General features: G+C 64.4%; 26 protein-coding genes. 14 read left to right on the forward strand and 12 right to left on the reverse strand.

Annotation, left to right across the window (positions count from 1 at the left end; translation table 11 throughout):
- Positions 1 to 43: 43 nt before the first annotated feature.
- The 10 genes from VGV41_RS20560 (at position 44) to VGV41_RS20605 (ending at position 9,273) form a co-directional block, all read left to right on the forward strand.
- A complete protein-coding gene (locus VGV41_RS20560) occupies positions 44 to 796 on the forward strand; it encodes a biotin/lipoate--protein ligase family protein (protein ID WP_326865985.1) in 753 nt (250 codons plus the stop codon).
- Positions 793 to 1,329: a DUF6505 family protein gene (locus tag VGV41_RS20565; RefSeq protein WP_326865987.1), complete on the forward strand. Its 537-nt coding sequence runs from the start codon at positions 793 to 795 to the stop codon at positions 1,327 to 1,329. The genes VGV41_RS20560 and VGV41_RS20565 overlap by 4 nt, the downstream gene beginning before the upstream one ends.
- Positions 1,326 to 2,333, forward strand: coding sequence for a DUF6352 family protein (locus VGV41_RS20570; RefSeq protein WP_326865988.1), 1,008 nt, complete (start codon positions 1,326 to 1,328; stop codon positions 2,331 to 2,333). The genes VGV41_RS20565 and VGV41_RS20570 overlap by 4 nt, the downstream gene beginning before the upstream one ends.
- Positions 2,330 to 2,833 (forward strand): DUF3305 domain-containing protein, encoded by a 504-nt coding sequence (locus tag VGV41_RS20575; protein ID WP_326865990.1) that lies wholly within the window; start codon positions 2,330 to 2,332, stop codon positions 2,831 to 2,833. Before VGV41_RS20570 ends, VGV41_RS20575 begins: the two co-directional genes overlap by 4 nt.
- Positions 2,830 to 3,474, forward strand: coding sequence for a DUF3306 domain-containing protein (locus VGV41_RS20580; protein ID WP_326865992.1), 645 nt, complete (start codon positions 2,830 to 2,832; stop codon positions 3,472 to 3,474). Before VGV41_RS20575 ends, VGV41_RS20580 begins: the two co-directional genes overlap by 4 nt.
- A gap of 97 nt (positions 3,475 to 3,571) precedes the next feature.
- Entirely contained in the window at positions 3,572 to 4,348 is a 777-nt protein-coding gene (locus VGV41_RS20585) for a molecular chaperone TorD family protein (RefSeq protein WP_326865995.1), read from the forward strand.
- A gap of 53 nt (positions 4,349 to 4,401) precedes the next feature.
- The gene (locus VGV41_RS20590) at positions 4,402 to 4,611 is read left to right on the forward strand and encodes a twin-arginine translocation signal domain-containing protein (protein WP_326865996.1); all 210 of its coding nucleotides are present in this window, start codon (positions 4,402 to 4,404) and stop codon (positions 4,609 to 4,611) included.
- 53 nt (positions 4,612 to 4,664) lie between these two features.
- Entirely contained in the window at positions 4,665 to 7,562 is a 2,898-nt protein-coding gene (locus VGV41_RS20595; RefSeq protein ID WP_414705189.1) for a formate dehydrogenase subunit alpha, read from the forward strand.
- A gap of 12 nt (positions 7,563 to 7,574) precedes the next feature.
- Complete coding sequence (gene fdh3B, locus VGV41_RS20600; RefSeq protein WP_326865999.1) at positions 7,575 to 8,171, forward strand: formate dehydrogenase FDH3 subunit beta; 597 nt, start codon at positions 7,575 to 7,577, stop codon at positions 8,169 to 8,171.
- Between the two features lie 76 nt (positions 8,172 to 8,247).
- Positions 8,248 to 9,273, forward strand: a complete 1,026-nt coding sequence (locus VGV41_RS20605; protein ID WP_326866000.1) for a formate dehydrogenase subunit gamma — start codon at positions 8,248 to 8,250, stop codon at positions 9,271 to 9,273.
- 62 nt (positions 9,274 to 9,335) lie between these two features.
- On the opposite strand, the gene VGV41_RS20610 is transcribed toward VGV41_RS20605, so the two are convergent.
- The 12 genes from VGV41_RS20610 to phnG form a co-directional block, all read right to left on the reverse strand.
- Positions 9,336 to 9,464, reverse strand: a complete 129-nt coding sequence (locus VGV41_RS20610) for a hypothetical protein (protein ID WP_326866002.1) — start codon at positions 9,462 to 9,464, stop codon at positions 9,336 to 9,338.
- A gap of 446 nt (positions 9,465 to 9,910) precedes the next feature.
- A complete protein-coding gene (phnE, locus tag VGV41_RS20615; RefSeq protein ID WP_326866003.1) occupies positions 9,911 to 10,726 on the reverse strand; it encodes a phosphonate ABC transporter, permease protein PhnE in 816 nt (271 codons plus the stop codon).
- The gene (locus tag VGV41_RS20620; RefSeq protein WP_326866004.1) at positions 10,723 to 11,466 is read right to left on the reverse strand and encodes a phosphonate ABC transporter ATP-binding protein; all 744 of its coding nucleotides are present in this window, start codon (positions 11,464 to 11,466) and stop codon (positions 10,723 to 10,725) included. The genes phnE and VGV41_RS20620 overlap by 4 nt, the downstream gene beginning before the upstream one ends.
- A gap of 12 nt (positions 11,467 to 11,478) precedes the next feature.
- Positions 11,479 to 12,381, reverse strand: coding sequence for a phosphate/phosphite/phosphonate ABC transporter substrate-binding protein (locus VGV41_RS20625; protein WP_326866005.1), 903 nt, complete (start codon positions 12,379 to 12,381; stop codon positions 11,479 to 11,481).
- A gap of 255 nt (positions 12,382 to 12,636) precedes the next feature.
- A complete protein-coding gene (gene phnN / locus VGV41_RS20630; RefSeq protein WP_326866006.1) occupies positions 12,637 to 13,230 on the reverse strand; it encodes a phosphonate metabolism protein/1,5-bisphosphokinase (PRPP-forming) PhnN in 594 nt (197 codons plus the stop codon).
- Positions 13,227 to 14,381, reverse strand: a complete 1,155-nt coding sequence (locus VGV41_RS20635; RefSeq protein ID WP_326866007.1) for an alpha-D-ribose 1-methylphosphonate 5-triphosphate diphosphatase — start codon at positions 14,379 to 14,381, stop codon at positions 13,227 to 13,229. The genes phnN and VGV41_RS20635 overlap by 4 nt, the downstream gene beginning before the upstream one ends.
- A gap of 2 nt (positions 14,382 to 14,383) precedes the next feature.
- A complete protein-coding gene (phnL, locus tag VGV41_RS20640; RefSeq protein ID WP_326866008.1) occupies positions 14,384 to 15,079 on the reverse strand; it encodes a phosphonate C-P lyase system protein PhnL in 696 nt (231 codons plus the stop codon).
- Entirely contained in the window at positions 15,076 to 15,855 is a 780-nt protein-coding gene (gene phnK, locus VGV41_RS20645) for a phosphonate C-P lyase system protein PhnK (RefSeq protein WP_326866009.1), read from the reverse strand. Before phnK ends, phnL begins: the two co-directional genes overlap by 4 nt.
- Complete coding sequence (locus VGV41_RS20650) at positions 15,852 to 16,712, reverse strand: alpha-D-ribose 1-methylphosphonate 5-phosphate C-P-lyase PhnJ (protein ID WP_326866010.1); 861 nt, start codon at positions 16,710 to 16,712, stop codon at positions 15,852 to 15,854. The genes phnK and VGV41_RS20650 overlap by 4 nt, the downstream gene beginning before the upstream one ends.
- Positions 16,709 to 17,818 carry a carbon-phosphorus lyase complex subunit PhnI gene (locus VGV41_RS20655; RefSeq protein ID WP_326866011.1) on the reverse strand — a complete coding sequence of 370 codons (1,110 nt, stop codon included), beginning with the start codon at positions 17,816 to 17,818 and terminating at the stop codon, positions 16,709 to 16,711. The genes VGV41_RS20650 and VGV41_RS20655 overlap by 4 nt, the downstream gene beginning before the upstream one ends.
- Positions 17,819 to 17,821: 3 nt before the next feature.
- Positions 17,822 to 18,391, reverse strand: a complete 570-nt coding sequence (gene phnH / locus VGV41_RS20660) for a phosphonate C-P lyase system protein PhnH (RefSeq protein WP_326866012.1) — start codon at positions 18,389 to 18,391, stop codon at positions 17,822 to 17,824.
- Positions 18,388 to 18,852 (reverse strand): phosphonate C-P lyase system protein PhnG, encoded by a 465-nt coding sequence (phnG, locus tag VGV41_RS20665; protein ID WP_326866014.1) that lies wholly within the window; start codon positions 18,850 to 18,852, stop codon positions 18,388 to 18,390. Before phnG ends, phnH begins: the two co-directional genes overlap by 4 nt.
- Positions 18,853 to 18,933: 81 nt before the next feature.
- Here phnG and phnF point away from each other — a divergent pair, with 81 nt between their 5' ends.
- From phnF to VGV41_RS20685, 4 genes are read left to right on the forward strand one after another with little or no spacing between them, the layout of a single operon-like run.
- Positions 18,934 to 19,689: a phosphonate metabolism transcriptional regulator PhnF gene (phnF, locus tag VGV41_RS20670; protein ID WP_326866015.1), complete on the forward strand. Its 756-nt coding sequence runs from the start codon at positions 18,934 to 18,936 to the stop codon at positions 19,687 to 19,689.
- Positions 19,690 to 19,747: 58 nt separating this feature from the next.
- The gene (locus VGV41_RS20675) at positions 19,748 to 20,401 is read left to right on the forward strand and encodes a chloramphenicol acetyltransferase (protein ID WP_326866018.1); all 654 of its coding nucleotides are present in this window, start codon (positions 19,748 to 19,750) and stop codon (positions 20,399 to 20,401) included.
- The gene (locus tag VGV41_RS20680; RefSeq protein WP_326866019.1) at positions 20,398 to 21,549 is read left to right on the forward strand and encodes an alpha-D-ribose 1-methylphosphonate 5-triphosphate diphosphatase; all 1,152 of its coding nucleotides are present in this window, start codon (positions 20,398 to 20,400) and stop codon (positions 21,547 to 21,549) included. The genes VGV41_RS20675 and VGV41_RS20680 overlap by 4 nt, the downstream gene beginning before the upstream one ends.
- 10 nt (positions 21,550 to 21,559) lie before the next feature.
- The gene (locus VGV41_RS20685) at positions 21,560 to 22,252 is read left to right on the forward strand and encodes a DUF1045 domain-containing protein (protein ID WP_326866020.1); all 693 of its coding nucleotides are present in this window, start codon (positions 21,560 to 21,562) and stop codon (positions 22,250 to 22,252) included.
- Positions 22,253 to 22,800 lie beyond the last annotated feature (548 nt).

Here is a 22,800-nt window from a genome sequence, read left to right on the forward strand (position 1 = left end):
GGTATAATAGAAAATATCGATTGCCAAAGGTGGTGCATCGCCGATGCCGCTCGACGCCTCCGCAAGACCGTTGCGCGCGACCGCGCCTGAACTCTCGCTGCCGCCGCCGTTCACGCTCGTGCGCCTGCGCGAATTGGGCGACGCTTTCGCGCATGCGCAGTCGATTGCGGCGGAGGCCGGAGCGGGCACTTTGGTGCATGTCGGCCGCTTCGACCTCGCCGAGTTCGCGCTGGTGCTTGAACCGGAGGAGCCGCTTGCGACATCGCGCCGCGCCTTCATCGCCGGCATGGCCGCGCTGGCCGATGCATTGGCCGCGCATGCGCAACCCGAGACGTTGATCGAGATTCATTGGCCCGGCGCGTTGACGGTCAATCTCGGCCTCGTCGGCGGCGGTCGGCTGGCGTGGCCCGGCGACGCGAGAGAAGAGGACGTGCCGGATTGGCTCGTGTTCGGCGGCATGATCCGCACTGAATCGATGCTCGAGGAGCCGGGATTGACGCCGAACGCCACGGCGCTGGCGCAGGAGGGCTTCGGCGAGACAAGCGCCGCCGATATCGTGGAAAGCTTCGCGCGGAACATGATGATGCATCTCGACGCCTGGCAGGAGAAAGGTTTCGGCGTCGTCGCGAAGAGCTATCTCGAGCGGCTTTCGGGCGAGGGGCTGCGCTCGCTCGCCGGCAATGGCGATCTCCTGGCGCGCAGGCCGCGGGTGAAAGAGACCGAGCGCGAGGCGCTGGTGCCGGCGCTCGCGCGCGCTGCCTGGTACGACCCGGCGACGAAGGGTCCCCGCGCATGAAACTGTTACGCACGATCCGGCTCGATGCGTCCGACACGTTCATCTTCGATCCGCCGGCGGAGCCTGGAGAATGGGCGGTTTCCGGCGCTTTCGTCTTCTGGCAGCGCGATCCGGCGACGCTCGAAGGCCGGGCGCGGACCGCCTTTCGCAGTGGATTCCTGGGCGTCACGTCGCTCGGCTGGTCGACCTTGGTGCAGATCGTCGAGGCGGGCGCCGATGACCGTCGTGCGTTGGTCGGCATGCTGGCACAGCGGCTCGTCTCGGACTTCGGCGCGCCAAGCCTTAAGCAGGCGGATGCAGCGGCCGAAGAGGAAGTAGCCTTCGCCGAGTCGCTGTGCGACCAACCGACCGACACGCTCGTTGCGGTGCATCGGTCGTTCGATGGCGGCGAACTGCGCGAGGCTTTTCGTACGCTGAAGCCGCGCAACGGCAGGAAGCCCGCGCGTGCGTTCAGTTTCTTCGACGTCGAGGGCGAAGAGGACACCGGCGACGCGGTAGATCTAGTCGGTATGGCAGAGCAGCGCAAAAGATGACCGACTTCTGGCTCTCCTGCGGGCACCACCTGCTCGACCGTGGCGCGGGCGGCGGCCTCGTCGTCACCGACGATTTCCTGAAGGTCTATCTGGCGCGGCCCGAACTCGTGCCGCCCGAAGAGGCCTGTCCCGCCGAGCGCGGCCTCTATGCGTCGCTGCTCGCCGAGCCCCGCCGGCCGGTGACGCAGGTCGAGATCACAGCGATCGCAGACGCCGACGCGCGTGAGAACTGGCAGCTTTTCGTTGCCTTTCGCGACCATCTCCTGAGCCATCCGACCCTCGAGGCCGCCTATGCTGCGCTCGCCCGCGACGGCGCGCACCGGGTGCCGACCCTGTTCATAAATCAACTCGTGCACGTCATCCTGCGCAACGCGCTGGACGGCGTCGGAGATGCGCGCGTGTTGCGCGCGGCGGAACTGTTCTTCCGCCCGCAGCGCGCGACCTTGCACGAGGGCGCGCTGATCGCCGCTGACGAGGAAACGGTTGGCGGGGTCAACCCGGCGCCGGTGTCGCCGCTGGTGTCGATGCTGGGCATTCCCGCTGCCGCCAATATCGACATCATCAGTGACGCCAATGCGGCGGACTATTTCGACCGCGGCGATCGTTTCGACATGGCGCTCGATCTCACTGCGGGCCGGGAAGGATTGAGCGCGCTGGCGCGCGTGATGGAGCGTTGGATCGCGCATCTCATTGGCGTCACGGTCGAAATCGAGGCGCTCAAGGAGATGCAGGAGGTTGATCTCGCTTGGTATGTCGGTCTCGATGCCGAAGCTACGAAGATCGGCGACCGCGTGTGGAAGGGCGAGACGCTCGATCAATCGGCGATGGAGCGCATCGTAGGTCTGTTCCGCCTGACCTTCCGAGACGCCGCTGCGGTCAGGGAGGATTTGCGCGGCGAGCCGGCGTATCTGATCCTGGCGATGGCGCCAGACAAGACCATTCGCATGAAGCCGCAGAACCTCGTCACGGGTTTGCCCGTGCGGCATCTGGAGGCGGTCACATGACGATTGCGCCGCCGCTCGCGCGCATTGCCGTCGGCGTCATCGTCGAGCGGCGCAAGGGATCGTCGCCCTGGATAGATTATCTCTGGACGCCGGTCGCGGTGCTGGCCGGTGCGCCGGACACGCCGCCGTGGACGAAGTTGAGCGAGGAGACCGATCGTGTCTCCTTCTATGCCGGTGCGGCGGAGATCGAACTGCACCGCACCGAGACCGAATATTACGGCAACAATCTCCTGATCGACGTGCCGGCGCTCTGGGTCGTGCTGCGCGCGAACGACGGCGAACCGCCTTATCATGTGTTCAAGGTGACGGCCGATCCGGCCGAAGGCGAGGGTTTCACCGAGGCCGGCAACGACATCGTCGAGACGGTCGCCATGCCGCGCGCGATCCAGGAGCAGATTGCAGCCTTCGTTGCCGAGCATCATGTCGACCGCACCTTCATCAAGCGCGTACGGGACCGTGCCGATCCGGAGGCGATGAGCCGCGGCGGAGACGTCGAATGAGCGAGCCCGAGAATTTCCTGGAGCGATGGTCGCGAAGGAAGCGCGAAGCCGAAGTGGCGCCGGAAGCCGATGCGCAAGCCAACCCTGTGGTGGCCGTTGGGACCGGGCAGGTGCCGGCGCCAGCCGCGCCCGCTGCGGAAGAGCCGGCCTTCGACCTCTCCAAGCTGCCATCGCTCGAGCAGATTGTTGCCGATACGGACATCTCGGCGTTCATGAAGCCCGGCGTTCCGGCTGCACTCAGGCATGCGGCGCTTCGCCGCGCCTGGACGAGCGATCCGGCCATCCGGGATTTTCGCGGCTTGCAGGAAAACGACTGGGACTTCACCGCGCCCGACGGCGTGCCGGGCTTCGGCACGTTCAAATCGGAGGAGGAAATCAAGGCGCTGGCGAAGCGCCTCTTCGGCTCGGAGAACGATGAGGTCGAGCCGGTTCCGCAATCCACCCCACAGGATACCGGCGAAGCGCCAATTGCCGAGACGACCACCGGCGGCCATGAAACTCTTGATATAAGTCAGGCGGCGGTTTCGGTCGCTGACGAACGCACGCCTGAAGGCGATGATGAAACGGCAGCACAGCAAGCCGACGATATTGCGACGCAGCGTGTCACCGCACGTCGGCACGGCGGCGCCTTGCCGCAGTAAAAATCACGAACATTCGATCAGAGCATAGGTCAAGGCTATTGCCGGCCTATTCGCATCTCAGTACGCTCTTTGGAACAATTCAAGAGAATCGAAGACGATGCGGGATCAGGGACTCGCACAAGCAATTCACGCCGTCGGCGGCGTAAGCGAGCTTGTGCGCCACATCGGTATCCCCCAACCGTCGATATCGAATTGGAATCGGGTCCCTGCGGAACGTGTGCTTGCGATCGAAACGCCGACCGGCGTCTCGCGCAAGGCCCCGCGCCTCGACCTCTATCGCGAAGCCATCATGAATTCCGAAATCGACGAGGTTGATGCCGCGCGCGCGCAGGAATATGCGCTGCTCGCGAGCTTGCTGCTGCGGGCGCCGGATGCCGGGCTTCTGTCCCGGCTGAGCGAGTTGCGCGGCGAGGCGAGCCCCCTCGGGCTTGCACACGTCGCACTGGCCGACGCCGCCGACCGCGTCCGCGCCGACAATGTCGAGCGTGAGTTCTTCGCGCTGTTCATCGGCATCGGTCGCGGCGAGGTCATGCCGTACGGCTCGTATTATCTCACCGGCTTCCTGCACGAGCGGCCGCTGGCGCGCCTGCGCGAGGACCTAAGCACGATCGGCGTCGCGCGCGCGGAAGATGTCGCCGAGCCGGAGGATCACGCCGGCATTCTCTGCGAGATCATGGCCGGGCTCTGCTCTGGCGCGCTGCCGGCGCCGGAAGGCTCCGACCGCGTCATCTTCGAGAAGCACATGGCGCCGTGGATCGGACGCTTCTTCGCCGACATCGAGCGCGCCGAGGCTGCCGATTTCTATCGCAGCGTCGGACTGCTCGGACGCACGCTGATCGCGCTCGAGACCGAAGCATTCGCACTGCCGTCATGACCTTGAACGAGGGCGGCGGACGAAACGCGTTTTGAAGATTAGGAGGACCGGCGATGAAACAGGGTGACAAAGGCAAATTCGGCCGTCGCGAGTTCTTGCGCGCCCTCGGCGCTGGCGCCGGTCTCGCCGTGACCGCCGCCGCCCCGCTCGCCACCGAGGCGGACGCGGACGAGAGCCCGTCGGAGGAACGCAAGGCCCGCTACAAGGCCGACTCCGAGGACGTGAAGAACTTCTACCGCGTCAACAGCTACCCGAAGAAATAAGGGAGACGCCCGTGCTAATCCGCAAATCCGAACGCACCGCGCGGCAGGGCAGGCTGACGACCGCTCTGTCCGGTGCGTCGACCGGCGTCGATCGCCGCGCCTTCCTGCGCCGCTCGGGCCTTGCCGCCGGCGCACTCGCCGCGGTCGGCGCGCTGCCGCTCACCACCGTGCGCAAGGCGGAGGCCGCACAGGCCGGGCCGCTCACGTCTGGCGCCACGATCCGCAAGAGCATCTGCACGCACTGCGCGGTCGGCTGCACGGTCACCGCCGAAGTCTCGAACGGCGTCTGGGTCGGCCAGGAGCCGAGTTGGGACTCGCCGATCAACCGCGGCTCGCATTGCGCCAAGGGCGCTTCGGTACGCGAACTCGTGTCCGGCGAGCGTCGGCTGAAATATCCGATGAAGCTCGAGAACGGCAAATGGACCCGCATCAAGTGGGACCAGGCCATCAACGAGATCGGCGACAAGCTCATGTCGGTCCGCCAGAAGTCGGGCGGCGACTCGGTCTACTGGCTCGGCTCGGCCAAGATGACCAACGAGGGCTCCTACCTGTTCCGCAAGCTTGGCGCGTTCTGGGGCACCAACAACACCGACCACCAGGCGCGTATCTGTCATTCGACCACGGTCACCGGCGTCGCCAATACCTGGGGCTATGGCGCGATGACCAACAACCCCAACGACATGCGTAACGCCAAGACGCTGTTATTCATGGGGAGCAACGCCGCCGAGGCGCATCCGGTCGCCATGCAGCACATGCTGGAGTCGGCCGAGCTCAACAAAGGCAACTTCATCGTCATCGATCCGCGCCTGACGCGGACGGCCGCGCATGCCACTGAATACGTGCGCATGCGTCCGGGCACCGACATCCCGGTGCTGCACGGGATGATGTGGCACATCCTCAAGAACGGCTGGGAAGACAAGGAATTCATCAAGCAGCGGGTCTACGGTTTCGAAGATCTGAAGAAGGAAGTCGAGAAGTGGACGCCGGACGAGGTCGAGCGGGTGACCGGCATCCCCGGCGCGCAGCTCGAACGCGTCGCCAAGGCGTTTGCGACGGAGAAACCGTCGACACTGATCTGGTGCATGGGCCAGACACAGCACACCGTCGGCACCGCCAACGTGCGCGCGAGTTGCATCGCCCTGCTGATGACCGGCAATGTCGGCGCACCGGGCACGGGCGCCAACATCCTGCGCGGCCACGACAACGTGCAGGGCGCGACCGACGTCGGCCTCGATATCGTGACACTGCCGTTCTACTACGGCCTCACTGAGGCGGCGTGGAAGCATTGGTCGCGCGTCTGGGAGGTCGATTACAACTATCTGCTTGGCCGTTTCGATAACAAGACGATCATGGAGACGCCCGGCATCCCGCTGACGCGCTGGTTCGACGCGGTGCTGCTGCCGAAGGACCAGGTGGCGCAGAAGGACAACGTCAAGGCGATGTTCGTCCAGGGCCACGCCAGCAACTCGATCACGCGCGTGCCGGAGTCGATGAAGGGGCTCAAGGCGCTCGAATTGCTGGTCGTCGCCGACCCGCATCCGACGACCTGGGCCTCGCTCGCGGTCAAGGCCGGCCGCACCGACAACATGTACCTGCTGCCGGTCGCGACACAGTTCGAATGCAAGGGCTCGCGGGTCAATACCGGCCGCGCACTCCAGTGGGGCGAGCAGATCGTCAAGCCAATCTTCGAATCGAAGGACGATCTCGAGGTCATGTACCTCATCGCCAAGAAGCTCGGCTTCGCCGACGAGATGTTGAAGAACATCAAGGTCGAGAACAATCTGCCGGTGGCGGAGGACATCCTGCGCGAGATGAATCGCGGATCGTGGTCGACCGGCTATTGCGGTCAATCGCCGGAGCGGCTGAAGGCGCACATGAAGAACCAGGCCAAGTTCGACCTAGTCACGTTGCGCGCGCCGAAGGACGATCCGGAAGTCGGCGGCGACTATTACGGGCTGCCGTGGCCGTGCTGGGGCTCGCCGGAGGTCAAGCATCCGGGGACGCCGCTGCTCTACAACACCAACCTCGCCGTCATGGACGGCGGCGGCGTCTTCCGGGCCCGCTTTGGTGTGGAACGCGAGGAGAAGCTGCCCGACGGCACCACGCGCAAGGTCAATATGCTGGCCGAAGGGTCCTACTCGAAGGACTCGGAGATCAAGGACGGCTATCCGGAATTTACCTACGGCGTCCTCAAGAAGCTCGGCTGGGACGGTGACCTGACGCCGGAAGAACTGGCCGTGATCAACAAGGTCAACCCGACGACGCCGGAAGCGGTTTCATGGTCGACCGACTTGTCCGGAGGCGTCCAGCGCGTGGCGATGAAGCACGGCTGCGTGCCTTACGGCAACGGCAAGGCTCGGATGAATGCCTTCGGCCTGCCGGACCCGATCCCGGTGCACCGCGAGCCGATCTACACGCCGCGCGTCGATCTGGTGCAGAAGTATCCGACGCTGCCCGACGCCAAGCAGTTCCGCCTGCCGAACATCGGCTTCACGGTGCAGAAGACCGCGATCGAGAAGGGCATCGCCAAGCAATTCCCGATCATCCTCTCCTCCGGCCGTCTCGTCGAATACGAGGGCGGTGGCGAGGAGACACGGTCGAACAAGTGGCTCGCCGAATTGCAGCAGGAGATGTTCATCGAGATCAGCCCGGCGGATGCCAATGAGCGCGGCATCAAGGACGGCGCCTGGGTCTGGGTGACGGGCGCCGAGAACGCCTCGAAGGCCAAGGTGAAGGCTTTGGTCACCGAGCGTGTCGGCAAGGGCGTCGCCTGGATGCCCTTCCACTTCGGCGGCTGGTTCGGCGGCGACGACCTGCGCGCCAACTATCCGCAGGGCACCGACCCGATCGTACTCGGCGAAAGCGCCAACACCATCATGACCTACGGCTACGACCCGGCGACGGGCATGCAGGAGCCGAAGGTCACGCTTTGCCAGATCCGCGCGGCTTAAGGAGGCGGCACTATGGCCAGAATGAAATTCCTCTGCGACGCGGACCGCTGCATCGAATGCAACGCCTGCGTCACCGCCTGCAAGAACGAGCACGAGATTCCGTGGGGCATCAACCGCCGCCGCGTGGTCACGCTCAACGACGGCAAGCCGGGCGAGCGCTCGGTGTCGATGGCATGCATGCACTGCACCGACGCGCCCTGCGCGGCGGTCTGCCCGGTGAACTGCTTCTACACCACGGCGGATGCGGTGGTGCTGCACAACAAGGACCTGTGCATCGGCTGCGGCTATTGCTTCTACGCCTGTCCGTTCGGCGCGCCGCAGTATCCGAAGGTCGGCAACTTCGGCTCACGCGGCAAGATGGATAAGTGTACCTTCTGCGCCGGCGGCCCCGAGGCCGACGGTTCGAAGGAAGAGTACGAGAAATACGGCGCCAACCGTCTCGCCGAAGGCAAGCTGCCGCTGTGCGCCGAGATGTGCTCGACCAAGTCGCTGCTCGCCGGCGACGGCGACGTCATTGCGCAGATCTACAAAGAGCGGGTGTCGCGGCGCGGCTACGGCTCCGGCGCCTGGGGCTGGCAGACGGCCTATCACGAGACGGTCGCGACCTGATGCGGCTGGCGGCACCAATCGCTGCCTCCCGCCGCCCCCGATTGCAAGAACAGCGCTTTTCAGAGGAGTGAATGACATGGCGAAGTCTCTGGCCAATATGCGCCTGATCGCCGGTGCGCTGGTACTCATTGTCGTCGTCGCAATGGCGGCACCGGTCTCCGCGCAACAACCGAACTCGGTCGATCCGAGCGCAAACGCGGTGCAAGAGCAGCAACTATTGCAGCAGCTCAAGTCGATCCAGGGCCGCGGCACGATCCCCGACACCAAATCATACGTGATCGAGCATCCGGCCGGCCGCGAATGGCAGGAGTTCCGCATGGGCACTTTGCAATGGATTGGCGGCGTTGCGATTATCGGCACGATAGTGCTGTTGATAATCTTCTATATGTGGCGCGGCACGATCAGGATCGAGGGCGGTCGTTCGGGCCGCACCATCGTGCGCTTCAATTCCTTCGAGCGCTTCGTGCACTGGCTCACGGCGACCTGCTTCGTCATCTTGGCCATTACCGGTCTTAACGTCACATTCGGCAGAACGCTGTTCGCTTCCTCCGGCGCCTCAGAGGCTTTCAGCACATGGTCGCAGTGGGCGAAGTACGCACATAATTATCTCAGCTTTGCCTTCACCATCGGCGTCGTGCTGATGTTCCTGATGTGGATCGGCCAGAACTTCCCGACCCGGGCGGATATCCAGTGGTTGAAGACGGGCGGAGGCATGTTCAGCAAGGGCCATGCATCGCCGGCGCCGGCGTGGAAGTTCAATGCCGGGCAGAAGCTGCTCTACTGGTTCATCGTGCTCGGCGGCGTGGCGATGATGATCAGCGGCTACATGCTCATTTTCCCGTTCTACGGCGGCCTGACGGTCGGCAACATGGAGCTGGCCGAGGTCTTCCACGGCGTGGTCGGCATGCTGTTCATTGCGTTGATCCTCGCCCACGTCTATCTCGGCACGCTCGGCATGGAAGGCGCGTTCGAGGGGATGGGCGAAGGGACGGTCGACCTGAATTGGGCGAAGGAGCATCACCCGCTGTGGGTCGACGAGGAGCTTGCACGGGAGCGAAGCCCGAAAGGCCCGGGCTTGGTGACGTCTACGCCGGCGGAATAGCGATCGTCATCGTGGGCGCGCCGCTGCCGTCCGCAGCGGTATCCCGGCCGTCGTGCCGACGGCTAGGTCCCGAGCCGTACGGCCTCGGTCTTGAACGCCTCGTCGACAGGCTTCTGCACGCTGTCGAGCACGAGGCTGCCGACGACGGCGACGATGACGGCGACGACGCACGCGGCGAGGAACGACTTCATGGCGCGGCTCCTAGGACCGGTAGCTTTATTGTAGCATAGCACGGGCGTTCCGAGCCGGCGAGGCGTCCGGCCTGCGTCCGATCGACATGCCCGCATGCCGCCCTGCATCTGCGGCGCGCAGCCGTTTTCCATGAGATCGACCGTCGCGAACTTCTGTCAGAGATTTCCAAGCCAGCTTTTCAAGAAGCTGGTCCCGTCCGTTCAATCTTTTGGTTACTGCATTTTCCACGAAAATGCGCGGATTCGATGACGAGGTCAGCGCGAGCCGAAGGCGCTTAATCAAAAGATCGCCAAGCGAAAGAAGTCGCCAATGTCGCCCTATGGCTCGTCGCGGACTTGGCGGCCGGGCGTTAAGTGTCTGCTCTTTGGGGTTGGGCGGACATGCTTCCGCTAAGACGCGAATGGTGCTCATAAACCAAAGCAGGCCTCCTGAGGTCCAGACCGGTTTATCCCAGCCGATTGCGCAACGCCGCTGACAGCCGCTCCGCAATGATCACGATAGCGAAGATCACAATGAGCAGCAGCGACACCTGGCGGTATTGGAATAGGTTCATCGCCGTGAGCAACTGGAAGCCGATGCCGCCGGCACCGACGAAGCCCAGCACCAGCGACGAGCGGATGTTCTCGTCGAGCCGATATAAACCGATACCGAGCAGCGACGGCAGGACGCTAGGCACGATGGCGTGCGTAAAAACTTGGACCCGCCGCGCACCGGTGAGCTCGAGGGCGTGGATCGGTGCCATGTCCATATGCTCGATGGTCTCGGCGAACAGGCGCCCGAGCATGCCGATCGAATGCACCGCGAGCGCTAGCCCGCCAGGGAATGGACCGAGGCCGACCGCCGTGACGAAAAGCAATGCCCATACAATATCGGGCACGGCGCGAGTGAATCCAATTACTCCACGCGCGATGTAATAGGCGTAGCGGGAGGGCGTCACATTCGCGGCTGCAAGTACCGCGAGTGGCACGGCGAGGATAACGCCTGCTACTGTGCCGAACAGTGCCACGTCGATCGTCTGCAGCGCCGGCCAAAGCACATCGGGAAGCTTGGAGAAATCCGGCGGCCAGGACCGACGAACAATGTCGACCATGCCGCGAAAGCCGGTAATGAGATCCTGCGGCTTCGCCTCAACGACGACCAGCATCTGAATGGCGATGAGGATGCCAGCCAAGATGAGGACGGTCCTCAACGCGACAGCCGCAGCGCGGCCCCAGCTGGCGAGCGGTGCGGCAGCGGGCAGCGGAGCGATGTGAGCTGTCATGCCGCCTCGCTGACGTAAAGACCCTGGACTGCCTCGCGCGACAGGCTGGCGCAGGGCGTATCGAAGGCAATGTGGCCGGCACGGATGCCGACAACGCGATCGGCGAAAGAATAGGCAAGGTCGACCTGATGCAGAACCGCGAGCACCGCGAGCTTCTCGGTGTGCGCGAGGCGCTGCAACAGGCGCATGACCTCTTGCGCCGCCTCCGGGTCAAGACTCGCCACTGGCTCATCGGCGAGGACGACGTCGGGGCGTTGCGCCAATGCACGTGCGATTGCGACGCGCTGCGCTTGGCCACCGGAGAGCGTGCCAGCGCGCTGGCCGGCCAGCGAGGCCAGCCCAACCTCACCGAGATAGCCATGCGCAGCCGCAAGTTCATCCGCCGGTACGCGGCCGAGCGCGGTCCACAGATTGAAATGGCGGCCGAGCGATCCGGTTGCGACGTTAGCAAGGACGCTCGACCGGCGCACAAGGCTGGCGTGCTGCGAAATCAAGGCCAACTTCATCCGCGCGCGGCGCAGCTTGTCGCCACTGAGCTCGGCGAGGTTTACCTCGCCGAGCCAGATTTCTCCGCTGCTAGGTTGCAGCGTACGCGTGACGCAGCGGAGCAGCGTCGTTTTACCGCTGCCGTTGCCGCCCAACACGACCACCAGTTCGCCCGCCTCGACGGTCAAATCAAAATCGGACAAAGCAAGTTTGCCGTTCGGATAGCGCATCGAGAGATTGCGAACGCGCAGCATGTTGGCCTCCGCTCAGCTGAGCTTCTGCAGGTCGATGTGCAGCGTCTTCACGAGATCGCGGATGCCGTCATAAGCCTTATCAGTCTGTGGGACGAAACGGAGGCCATGCATGCCCATGACCTTGCGGTCCTTCTCGTCGAGGCCGTGCAAGTCGAGGGTCTGCAGCACCTTGATAAGACGCGCCTTAAAGCCGGCAGGCAGATCGCCGCGCACGGTGATCGGATCGGTCGGGATCGGATCGGACTTCCAGAGGAAAACGAGGTCGCCATCCTTGTAGTGGCCGCGCTGCTTGGCCGACTCGAGCTGCTCGCTGTTAAGCTCGCCGGCGTCGACCTTCTTGTTGTAGAGCGCCTCGAAGGACGAGGTGTGGCTTCCAGCGAAAATCGCCTTGATGTCCTTGTCAGGATCGATGCCGGCCTTGGCCAAACCGTAAGCCGGGAACAGATGGCCCGAGGTCGAGGCTGGGTCGGAGAACGCGAATGAATGACCCTTGATCTCGGCCGCAGTTTTGATGCCGGAGCTGGGATAGGTCACGAGGCTCGCCCAGTAGGTGTCGGGCTTGCCTTCCGAGTTGCTGAAGGCGGCGACGGCTTCCGCCTTGGCGACTTGGTGCGCGAGCACGTAGCCAAGTGGGCCAAACTCGCCAATCTCGAGCTTGTCATTGCGCATGGCTTCGATTTCGGCGTTGTAGTTGGTGGCGACGTAGACCTTCACTTCGCAGCCGATCTTTTCGCCGATCAGCTTGCCGATTTGCTCGTAGATCGGTGTCAGGCGCGGCGCAGTATCGAACGGCTCGACGCCGAAACGGACAACACCGCCGTTTGGGCAATCCTTGTCGTTCTCGGCATAGGCTGCGGTCGACACAAGCGCGGTGGCGAGGACCGCGAAGGCTGTCGTCAGATACGTTTGCTTCATCGTGCTTCTCTCCAGGTGTCGGCTTCGTTGCAAGGCGCCGCTGGACAGTCGCGGCGAGCGTTGGTTCAGACAACGGCTGGCGCGCATGGTCTCAAAAAAATCACCAGCCGCATAACGCATGTATCAATCGCGCGTGACACTCGCATGAAATGGTTTGCTGCATACAAGAATTTAAAATCTGCTATACGATGACGACTGGAAATAGAATACCGCGCTCGTGCATTCGAGCGGCGCGCGACTCATTCATCTATGCGTTCAAGCCTTGGTTGATCTCCGCAAAATGCTCACGAATGTCTGGACGGCATGGTCGATGTTGCCGACATTGTCGATGACGACATCCGCGGATATGTCGAAGTAGATATCGTTTCGCTCCAAACGTGCGGCGATCGATCCATCGGATACGCGCGCGCGTGCGCTAAGCCGCGCTGCCAGAATGTCTTCTGGCGCGGTGATCAGAACGCAGGTGGTGTGTACGTAGCACTTTCGGGCGGAACGTATGATGCCGCGCGAGACGTTGCAGACAACGGTGCGTCCAAGGCGAATATCGTCGTTGATCGCGCGCGGGATTCCGTAGCAGAGGCCATGCGCCTGCCAGGCAAGCGCGAAGGCGCCCGCGCGCAAGGCCGCGTCGAATTGAGCCTCGTCGATGCTCTCATGATCTTCGTCGGAATTTGCCGGTCTGGTGACGGCACGGCGCGGAAAGACGATCGATGGGTCGCCGGCGCAATCGATGCGCGCGTGGCGCAGCACCGAATCCTTTCCGCCTCCGCTTGGGCCGACGGCGAGCACGAGCCTGCCTGGCCCAATCGGTGGCGTTGCTGGATCGATGTGCGGCGCGGCCGTGCTCATGCGACGCGATGCCCCCCGCTCCAGACGCTGCGGACGGCGGCATCGTCATCGTCAAGATGAACGCGCAAGAGATCGGCACGCTTGCCGATATCTATCTCCCCGCGATCGGCGAGGCCGACGACTTCCGCCGGCGTCTTCGACACTGTGCGCACTGCCGCCGGCAGATCGTATTCGCCGGAGACGTGCGGCAGTCGCAGCGCCGCCATCAGGAGGCTCGAGGGAACGTAATCAGATGACAGAATGTCGAGTTGGCCGATACGCGCGAGGTCGGCGGTGGCGACATTGCCGGAATGCGATTTGCCGCGCACGAGATTGGGCGCACCCATCAGCACTTTCACCTGGGCGTCGTGGAGCCGCGTGGCAGCTTCCATGGTCGTCGGAAATTCGGCCACCTTGACGCCGTCGCTGATCGACTGCTCGACGTGCGCCGCCGTGGTATCGTCGTGGCTGGCAAGCGGCGTGCCGTGTTTGCCCGCGAGTGCCACCAGTTGCTGGTAATTGTTGCTCGCGTAGCGATTATGAAAATCCAAGCGCCGCGTGAACATCCTGTCCAAGTCGGCGTCGGTCATGCCGCCGCTCTTGCCCCGATAATATTCGCGCAGCTTGACGGGATCGCGGAACTGGCGCTGTCCGGGCGTGTGGTCCATGAGAGACATCAGCTTGATGTCGGGACGGTCGATCAGCGCTGACGCATCTTCGACGACGTCCGGCATCGGTACCTCGCAGCGCAGGTGCAGGTAATGTGAAACCCGCAACAGCCCGCGGAGCCGGGCGTCGTCGATCGCGGCGGACAATTCATGCGCCTGGCCGTCCACGTCTTCGGCGCCGTCCTCGCGCCACACGCGCAACGAGTCGAGGACTGTCGTGATGCCGCAGGTGGCGATCTGCGCGTCGTAGGACATGACCGCCGCAGTCAGGTCCCAGCGCACCTTCGGGCGCGGCATATAGTGCGACTCGAGATGGTCGGTGTGCAGTTCCACGAGCCCCGGGAGCAGGAGATCGCCGCCGAAGTTGATGCCGCGCTCCGGCGCCATGCCTTCACCGACCTCCGCGATGTTGCCGTCGACGACGGCCGCATAACCGCGCTCGATCATGCTATCGGCGAGCACGATGCGTGCGTTTTCAATGACGAAGGCGTTGGTATCGGTCATGCTCAGGTTGCCGTGGCGAATCGCGTGACGTCGAGGGAAGTATCGGCGATTGCATCGCGCACAGCCTCGTCGTGCACGATGGCCACCAGCGCCACGCCTTGTCGTTTGCGCTCGCGGATGATTTCGATGACGACGGCGCGGTTTTCAGCGTCGAGCGAGGCAGTGGGCTCATCGAGCAGCACGACTGGCCGTTCTGGCAGCAGGCCCTGTGCCAGATTGACGCGTTGCTGTTCGCCGCCGGAGAAGGTCGCGGGCGGCAAGCCCCACAGACGCTCCGGTACATTGAAGCGCGCGAGCATGGCGGCGGCGCGGTCTCGCGCAGCCTCGCGGGGCACGTCATCAAGCGCCTCTGCGACGATGTCGAGCGCGGAGACGCGGGGCACGGCGCGCAAGAACTGGGTGACATAGCCGAGCGCGCGCCGGCGCAACGCGAGGATCTGCCGCGGCGCCGCCGTCGCGATATCGACGATATCGCTACCGTTACGCACTAGTATCGCGCCTTCGTCGCAGCGGTAATTGCCGTAAATGAGCTTGAGGATCGAGGATTTGCCGGCGCCGGAGGGGCCGGTCAGCACGACGCACTCGCCCGGTCGGGCCGTGAAAGCAAGATCGCGCAGCACCGGCAGACGCAAGCCGCCTTGCAGGTGAACGGTGAAGGCCTTGGAAACGCCGGCAAGCGAGAGCGGGTGCATGGTCATACCGGCAGAATCGAGGAGACGAGCAGTTGCGTGTAGGGCTCGCGCGGATCGTCGAGTACCTGATCCGTGAGGCCCGCTTCGATGACTTCGCCGGCCTTCATCACCATGATCCGCGTCGACAAGAGACGCGCAACCGCCAGATCGTGCGTGACGACGATCGCGGCGATGTTGAGATCGGAGACAAGCCGGCGCAGCAGGTCGAGTAGGCGGGCTTGCACCGAGACGTCGAGGCCGCCGGTCGGCTCGTCCATGAAGACGAGGCGCGGCGCGGTCACCAGATTGCGTGCGATCTGGAGGCGCTGACGCATGCCGCCAGAATATGTGCGCGGCGTGTCGTCGATGCGGGCCTGGTCGATCTCGACCCGCGCCAGCCAGTCAGTAGCGGTGTCCCGGATGGCGCCGTAATTGCGCCAGCCAACCGCCATCAGCCGCTCGCCGACATTCCCGCCGGCACTGATGCCCATGCGCAGGCCCATCTGGGCGTCCTGGTGGACATAGCCCCAGTCGGTGCGGAACAGCAGGCGGCGCATCGGCTCGGACAAGTGCCAGAGGTCGGCGACGGTCTCGTCGCGCATACGATAGAGTATGCGTCCGTCGTTCGGTTGCAGCTGGCCTGAGAGGAGCTGAAGCAGCGTCGACTTGCCGGAGCCGGACTCGCCGACGATCGCCAGGACTTCGCCTTCGTACAGGTCGAAGGATATGTTCGTGCAGCCGAGGCGGCGGCCGTACCACTTCGTCAGCCCGTCGACGGTCAGCAGCGGCGCGTCCTCAATCACTTTGCGCCCTCCACAGGGCCATGGCCACCGGCTCGACGCGTCTCGCAGTAATCGGTGTCCGAGCAGACGAACATCCGGCTGCCCTTATCGTCGGTGATCACCTCGTCGAGATAGCTGTCTTTGGCGCCGCACAGCTCGCAGCGCGCGTCGTGGCGATAGGGTTCGAACGGGTGATCCTCGAAGTCGAGCGAGACGACGGTGGTGTAGGGCGGGATCGCATAGATGCGCTTTTCGCGGCCGGCGCCGAACAATTGCAGCGCCGGACAGTCGGACAGCTTCGGATTGTCGAACTTCGGGATCGGCGAGGGATCCATCACGTAGCGGCCAGCGACCGTGACAGGATAGGCGTAGGTCGTTGCGATATGACCGTGTTGCACGATGTCCTCGTACAGCTTCACGTGCATCAGGCCGTATTCGGCGAGGGCGTGCATGCGGCGGGTTTCGGTCTCGCGCGGCTCGAGGAACCGCAGCGGCTCGGGGATCGGCACCTGATAGACCAGCACCTGCTCATCGGTGAGGGGTGTCTCCGGCACCCGGTGGCGCGTCTGGATCACCGTCGCCTCGAGCGTCGAGGTGGTGGTGCGCACGCTCGCGGTCTTGCTGAAGAACTTGCGGATCGACACGGCATTGGTGGTGTCGTCGGAACCCTGGTCGATGACCTTGAGCACGTCGTCGGGGCCGAGGATTGCGGCGGTTACCTGCACGCCCCCGGTGCCCCAGCCATAGGGCATCGGCATCTCGCGGCTGGCGAACGGCACCTGGTAGCCGGGGATGGCAATCGCCTTGAGGATGGCTCGGCGGATCATCCGCTTCGTCTGCTCGTCCAGATAAGCGAAATTGTAATCCGGCGCGTTCATTCGGCGGCGTCCTGCATCGGCGCGTCGGCTTCCGGCGCTCGCGCGGTGGCGAAGAACTCGTCGCGCAACCTGCGCAGCAATCCGAGCTCCGCCTGGAAATCGACGTAGTGCGGCAGCTTTAGGTGCTCGACGAAGCCTGTCGCCAGCACGTTGTCCGAATGGCTGAGTACGAACTCCTCATCCTGCGCAGGCGCGCCGGTCACTTCGCCGAGTTCGCGAGCGCGGAGCGCGCGATCGACAAGCGCCATCGATATCGCCTTGCGTTCGGTCTGGCCAAAGGTGAGGCCGTAGCCGCGGGTAAAGCGCGGCGGCTCGGTCGCGCTACCGGTGAACTGGTTGATGGATTGGCACTCGGTGACGGCAACCGTACCGAGCGGCACTGCGAAGCCGATCTCTTCGGCGAAGAACTCGACCTCGACCTCGCCATAACGGATCTCGCCGGCAAATGGGTGGTTGCGGCCGTAGCCCCTCTGCGTCGAATAGGCGAGCGAGAGCAGAAAGCCTTCGTCGCCGCGCGCGAGATTCTGAAGCCGAAGGTCGCGGTCAGCCGGGAACGCCAGCGGCTCGCGCGTGAGGTCGCCAATCTCGCCGTCGCCCGGCTCCTCGGTCTCGATCAGGCCTCCGGTTGCCAGGAGATCGGTGACCGACCGGAAGGGCGCTGCCTCGGCCGGCGCGGTGGACGGCGGCGGCACGTCGCTCTGCGTCGCGAGCGAGGGATCAAGCAGGCGATGCGTGTAGTCGAAGGTGGGGCCGAGCACTTGGCCGCCCGGCAAGTCCTTGAACGCGGCCGAGATACGGCGGCGGATCGCCATGGCGGCGGTTTCGATCGGTTCCGAGGCGCCGAAGCGCGGCAGCGTCGTGCGATAAGCGCGCAGCAGGAAGATCGCCTCGATCACGTCGCCGCGCGCCTGCTTGATGGCAAGCGCCGCCAGTTCGCGGTCATAGAGCGAGCCTTCGCCCATCACGCGATCGACGGCGAGGGTAAGCTGATGCTCTATCTGCGCCAGCGTGAGTTCAGGCACGGCGCGATCGCCGCGGCGCACATCCGCGAGCAGAGCGTGGGCATTCTCGATGGCGCGTTCGCCGCCTTTGACCGCGACATACATCGCTCACGCGCTCCGTGTGATGTGGACGGTGCGGGGCAGGGCGGCGATGTCGGTTCCGGCCACCAGGATGACATCGACCCCGCGCGGAAACAGGGCGCGGTTATTCGCCCAGCGCGCGGTGAAATCATCGGGCAAGCTCGCGACGGCGAGGCTGCCTGTGTCCCTGATCCCCGGCCCGCACAGCGAGATGACCTCGCCTTTGAACTGTGGGAGCTGGACGATCAGGGTGGTCGAACAGTCTGGATATTCTTCACTGCCCTGTGCGAAGACGCCGAAGTCTGGCAGAACGCGCGCGCTAGAGATCAGCGCGAAGGCGGCTTCACGCGGGTCCTCAACAATGCGGGCGCCGGCCGTGAAGCGGATCCAATCAAGCACGGCCGGTGCATCGCTGAAGCCAGCATCGAGCCACAACGGCGTCTCGTAATCGGCAAGGCTGGAGATCACTGCCGCCGTCACCGGCATCAGCGGCGGTGGCGCGTGCGCTCCTTGCAACATCCTGATCGTACCGGGGCGCGCGGTGGCGTCCATCAATGCGCGAAAGGTGTCCTGCGTCTGAAAGACAAGCTCGCTCATCGTTCGTCCTCGCCCCGCACCAGCGTGAAGAAGTCGACCTTGGTCGCGGCCGTACGCTCGCGGTCGTGTTTGAGGCGCCGTTCGCGTTCGGCGCGTAGTGGCAGCAGCACGTGTTGCTCGATGTCGCGCCGCGAATGGCTGGCCTGCCACAGTGCGTCGCAGACCGCCGCCAGCCGCGCCTTCTTCCCATCGCGGCCGAAAATATAAGAGAAGCCCTTTTCTCCCGACGCGAGCCGCACGGCCGCGCGCGTCACGGTAGCCTCGCCGAGATTGAACGGCGAGCCGGTGCCGCCAACGCGGCCACGGAGCATCACCAATCCGATTTCCGGCGCGCGCAATTCGACGATCTCCGGATCGTGCTCGGACGCCGCCAGCCCGCGCGCGATCGTGTCCGTGTCGCCTTGCGCAAGCAGCGCCATCATTTCGCGTCGCGCTGTGTGCAAATCTTGTGTGGCCTGCATCGGTTGCTTGCGGAAAGTTGTCTAGTGCACTAGACAAGCATCTACAGCGCGTCCCATGACGCCACGATGACAAGTCCGCCAATGCTCACAAGAACGCCGCGCGGAACTACCGGTAAGCACCATCTTCTGGCGCGCGGCATCATGTTATGGCGCTGCATCGCCGACGATTTCGAGCAGATGATCCTAGTCGGCAAGCACGAGAACGGCTCGCGCCTGCCGGGCGAAAGCGAGATTGCGGCACGCTACGGCGTCAATCGCCACACCGTGCGGCGCGCCATGGCGGAACTCGCAGCCCGCGGGCTGGTCCGCACCGAGCGCGGCAGCGGCACTTACGTCCGCACCGACAAGCTCGACTATCGCATTGGCCAGAGGACGCGTTTCTCGGAAATCGTCGCCGCCGCCGGCCACGACGCCGAAGGCAGGTTGCAGGGGCATCGCCTCGAGGAGGCGAGCGAAGAGATCGCCGCGCGCCTGGGCCTGGCGCCGGGCGCGCAGGTGGTGCGGCTCGAAATCTTGCGATCGGCTGACCGCGTGCCGGTGTCTGTCGCCACGACCTGGCTGTGCGGCCAGCGATTCTACGACGCCGCCAAGATCTTCCGCGTGACGCGGTCGATCACCCGGATGCTGCAGCACTACGGCGTCGATGGCTATCGGCGTAAATGGACGCGGGTCACCGCCGGCTTCACTGACGCGGTCGACGCCGGCCGCCTCAGGCTGTCGATCCAGCGGCCGATCCTGATCGTCGACAGCATCGATGTCGCCGTCAATGGTGAGCCCGTGCTCACGACGCGCGGCCGCTTCGCAGCCGATCGCGTCGCGCTGGTTGTTGAAAGCTGAGCGCTGTCATCGAGCCGTCACCGAAATGACGTCTGTCGTGGTGTGGGAGAAATCGGCCATGACCGACAAAATGCTATCCACGACTCCGCTGATAGACCCGACTGCCACCGTCACGCAATCGACGCTCGGCACCTATACCGAGGTCGGGCCGCATAGCAAACTTCTCGAAGTCGAGATGGGTGACTACTCGTATGTCGTCAACGACAGCGATATCGCCTACGCCCGCATCGGCAAATTCACGTCGATCGCCGCAATGACGCGCATCAATCCCGGAAATCATCCGATGCAGCGTGCGAGCCAGGCGCATTTCACCTATCGCGCATCGGCCTATTTCGAGGACGCTCACGACGAGGCGGACTTCTTCGCATGGCGCCGCGGGCATCGCGTCGTTATCGGTCACGACGTGTGGATCGGCCACGGCGCCATCGTGCTGCCCGGCCGCACGATCGGGACCGGCGCGGTGGTGGGCGCCGGCAGCGTGGTGACCAGAGACGTGCCGCACTACGCCATCGTCGTCGGCAATCCTGCCCGGATAGTGCGGCCGCGTTTTCCGGCGGCTTTGGCGGAGCGCATGCTGGCGCTCGCCTGGTGGGACTGGCCGCATGCCGCCCTCCATGGCGCCCTGGGAGACTTTCGGGCCCTGGGCGTCGAGGCATTCCTCGATAAATACGAGGAGATGGGTGGGCCGGCGCTGATGACCGCAAGCGCATGAGCGAGGCGGTCCGCATTCAGGGCGGCTCGGTTCTTGCCGGGGGCGCCTTCGTCGAAACCACGCTCACGATCGAAGACGGACGCATCGCGGCGCTCGGGGCCAATACGCACAAAGGTCGTACACTCGATGCGCAAGGCCTCTACGTGCTGCCCGGTATCGTCGACATCCATGGCGACGCATTCGAGCGGCAACTGATGCCGCGTCCCGGCGTGCATTTCCCCGCCGCCATGGGCCTGAAGGACAGCGACCGGCAGGCCATCGCGAATGGCATCACCACGGTCTTTCACGGCGTCACCGCGTCATGGGAGCCGGGCCTGCGCAGCATCGACAATGCGCGCGCTATCGTCACCGCCGTCGAGGACTTGAAAGACAATCTGGCGGCCGACACACGGCTGCATCTGCGCTACGAGGCGTTCAACCTCGACGCCGAAGCCGAGGTTGCGGACTGGCTTGCCGCGCGCCGCATCGACATGCTCGGGTTCAACGACCACATGATCTGGGAGAATACCCCGCCACGCGTGCGCAAGCTGTCGCAGATGGCGGAACGGGCCGGGCTGTCACCGGAAGACTTCACGGCTCTGGTCGAGCGCTTGCGCGGCCGCGCCGAGGAGGTGCCCGCAGCTACCGAACGGCTCGCGGCGGCCGCTCGCGCTGGCGGCGTGCCGACACTCTCGCACGACGACATGAGCCCCGAGCAGCGGCGCTGGTTTCGCGCACGCGACTGCCGGGTCGCCGAGTTTCCGACGACGATCGAGACGGCAGAGGAGGCGACCGCTGCTGGCGACGACATCGTGCTTGGTGCTCCTAATGTTGTGCGCGGCGGCAGCCACGTCGGCTGGATCAATGCGGCCGACATGATCGCGCGCGGCTTCTGCACCGTGCTAGCGTCGGACTACTACTATCCTGCTCCGCTGCTTGCGGCTTTTCGACTTGCGGCGGACGGGATCGCGCCGCTGACACAAGCGTGGACGTACGTGGCCGCGAGCGCTGCCCGTGCGGCACGACTTAACGATCGCGGAACGCTTACGCCGGGTTTGCGCGCGGACCTCATCGTTGTGGACGGATCTAGCTTGGCGACTCCGAATGTGGTTGCCACTCTGGTGCAAGGTCGCATCGTGCATCTTACTGAGCCGGATCGGCTACACTGAAGATCGTCGGATGGCTACCCGCTACGCCATTTATTTCGTGCCGCCACAGGAATCGGAGCTCTACCGCTTCGGTGCCTCCGTGCTCGGTGTCGATTGCTACACGGGCGAAGCGGTGGCGTTCCCCGCCTCGCCCAGTTGCAATTGGGCAGAGGCGGTGGGGGAGCCCAGCAAATACGGCTTTCACGCCACCTTGAAAGCGCCTTTTCGCCTCGCCAACGGGGCGACAGAGGATGATCTGGTCGCGGCGGTTCATGCTTTCGCGCGGCGGCAACCGCGCGTGGATACGGGCATGGCCGAGGTGGCCAAGATCGGCTCGTTCATAGCACTCGTACCCATTCGACAGTGCGAGCCCTTGAACCAACTCGCTGCCGCCTGTGTTCGGAAATTTGACCGCTTCCGAGCGCCGATGACGGAGGAGGAGCGCAATCGTCGTTTGCGGACGCCGCTGAGCGACCGGCAGGTGCAGCAGTTGGACACGTGGGGCTACCCCTACGTGTTCGAGGACTTCCGGTTTCACATGTCGCTGACGGGGCCGTCGGTTGACGCTGACCGGGCAGCGGCGCTGCAATGGCTGAAAAACGACTTCGCCGGCCGGCCGACGGCGCAACGGCTGATGATCGATCGCCTTGCGATTTCACGCGACGATAACGGCCGCTTCCGCGTGATCGAGGTGGCTGAACTGGCCGAGAATGACGCGAGCTGAAACGATAAAAGCCCGAATCAGCGGCGGCTGGCAGCAGTCGTCGCGTGGAGCCACGGATCAGCCCGAGATGGGCCAGTACGACCCGATCCCTGATTTTGCGGCCGAGTTTCCTGTTAGCCTCTTTGAGCTTCTCTGTTAGCCCGCCTAGGGAATTCGGCCGTAAGGTACGATCAGATTGCGCGCTCTCGGCTGCCAGACGGCGGTCATATGACCAATCGGCGCGAACTTCCCCGTTCTTTTCCATGTAACCCGGGAATTTGGCCAGGCTACTGGTTCGACTGAGACTGCATCCCCCACCACGGATACCCTTCGAGCCGGAGATTTCCTGAATCCAAGCAAAAGCCCGCATTTGGCGAAGCGGCGCGAGGGCGGATGGTCTCTGGATGCGGCCCACGGCAGGCGGCGCGCCTAACCACGCGGCTGTCGCGGCGGTGACAGAGCCCGCGCGTGCGTCTCCGCCGCGGGCCTACAACATGGGCTCGTCCTATATGCACTCAGCCGGCTTAACGTCGATAAGCCGACCAGGATGGCGGCCCATCGCTTTTCGA

This window comes from Pseudolabrys sp. (assembly GCF_035943735.1).
Classification (GTDB): Bacteria; Pseudomonadota; Alphaproteobacteria; order Rhizobiales; family Xanthobacteraceae; genus Pseudolabrys.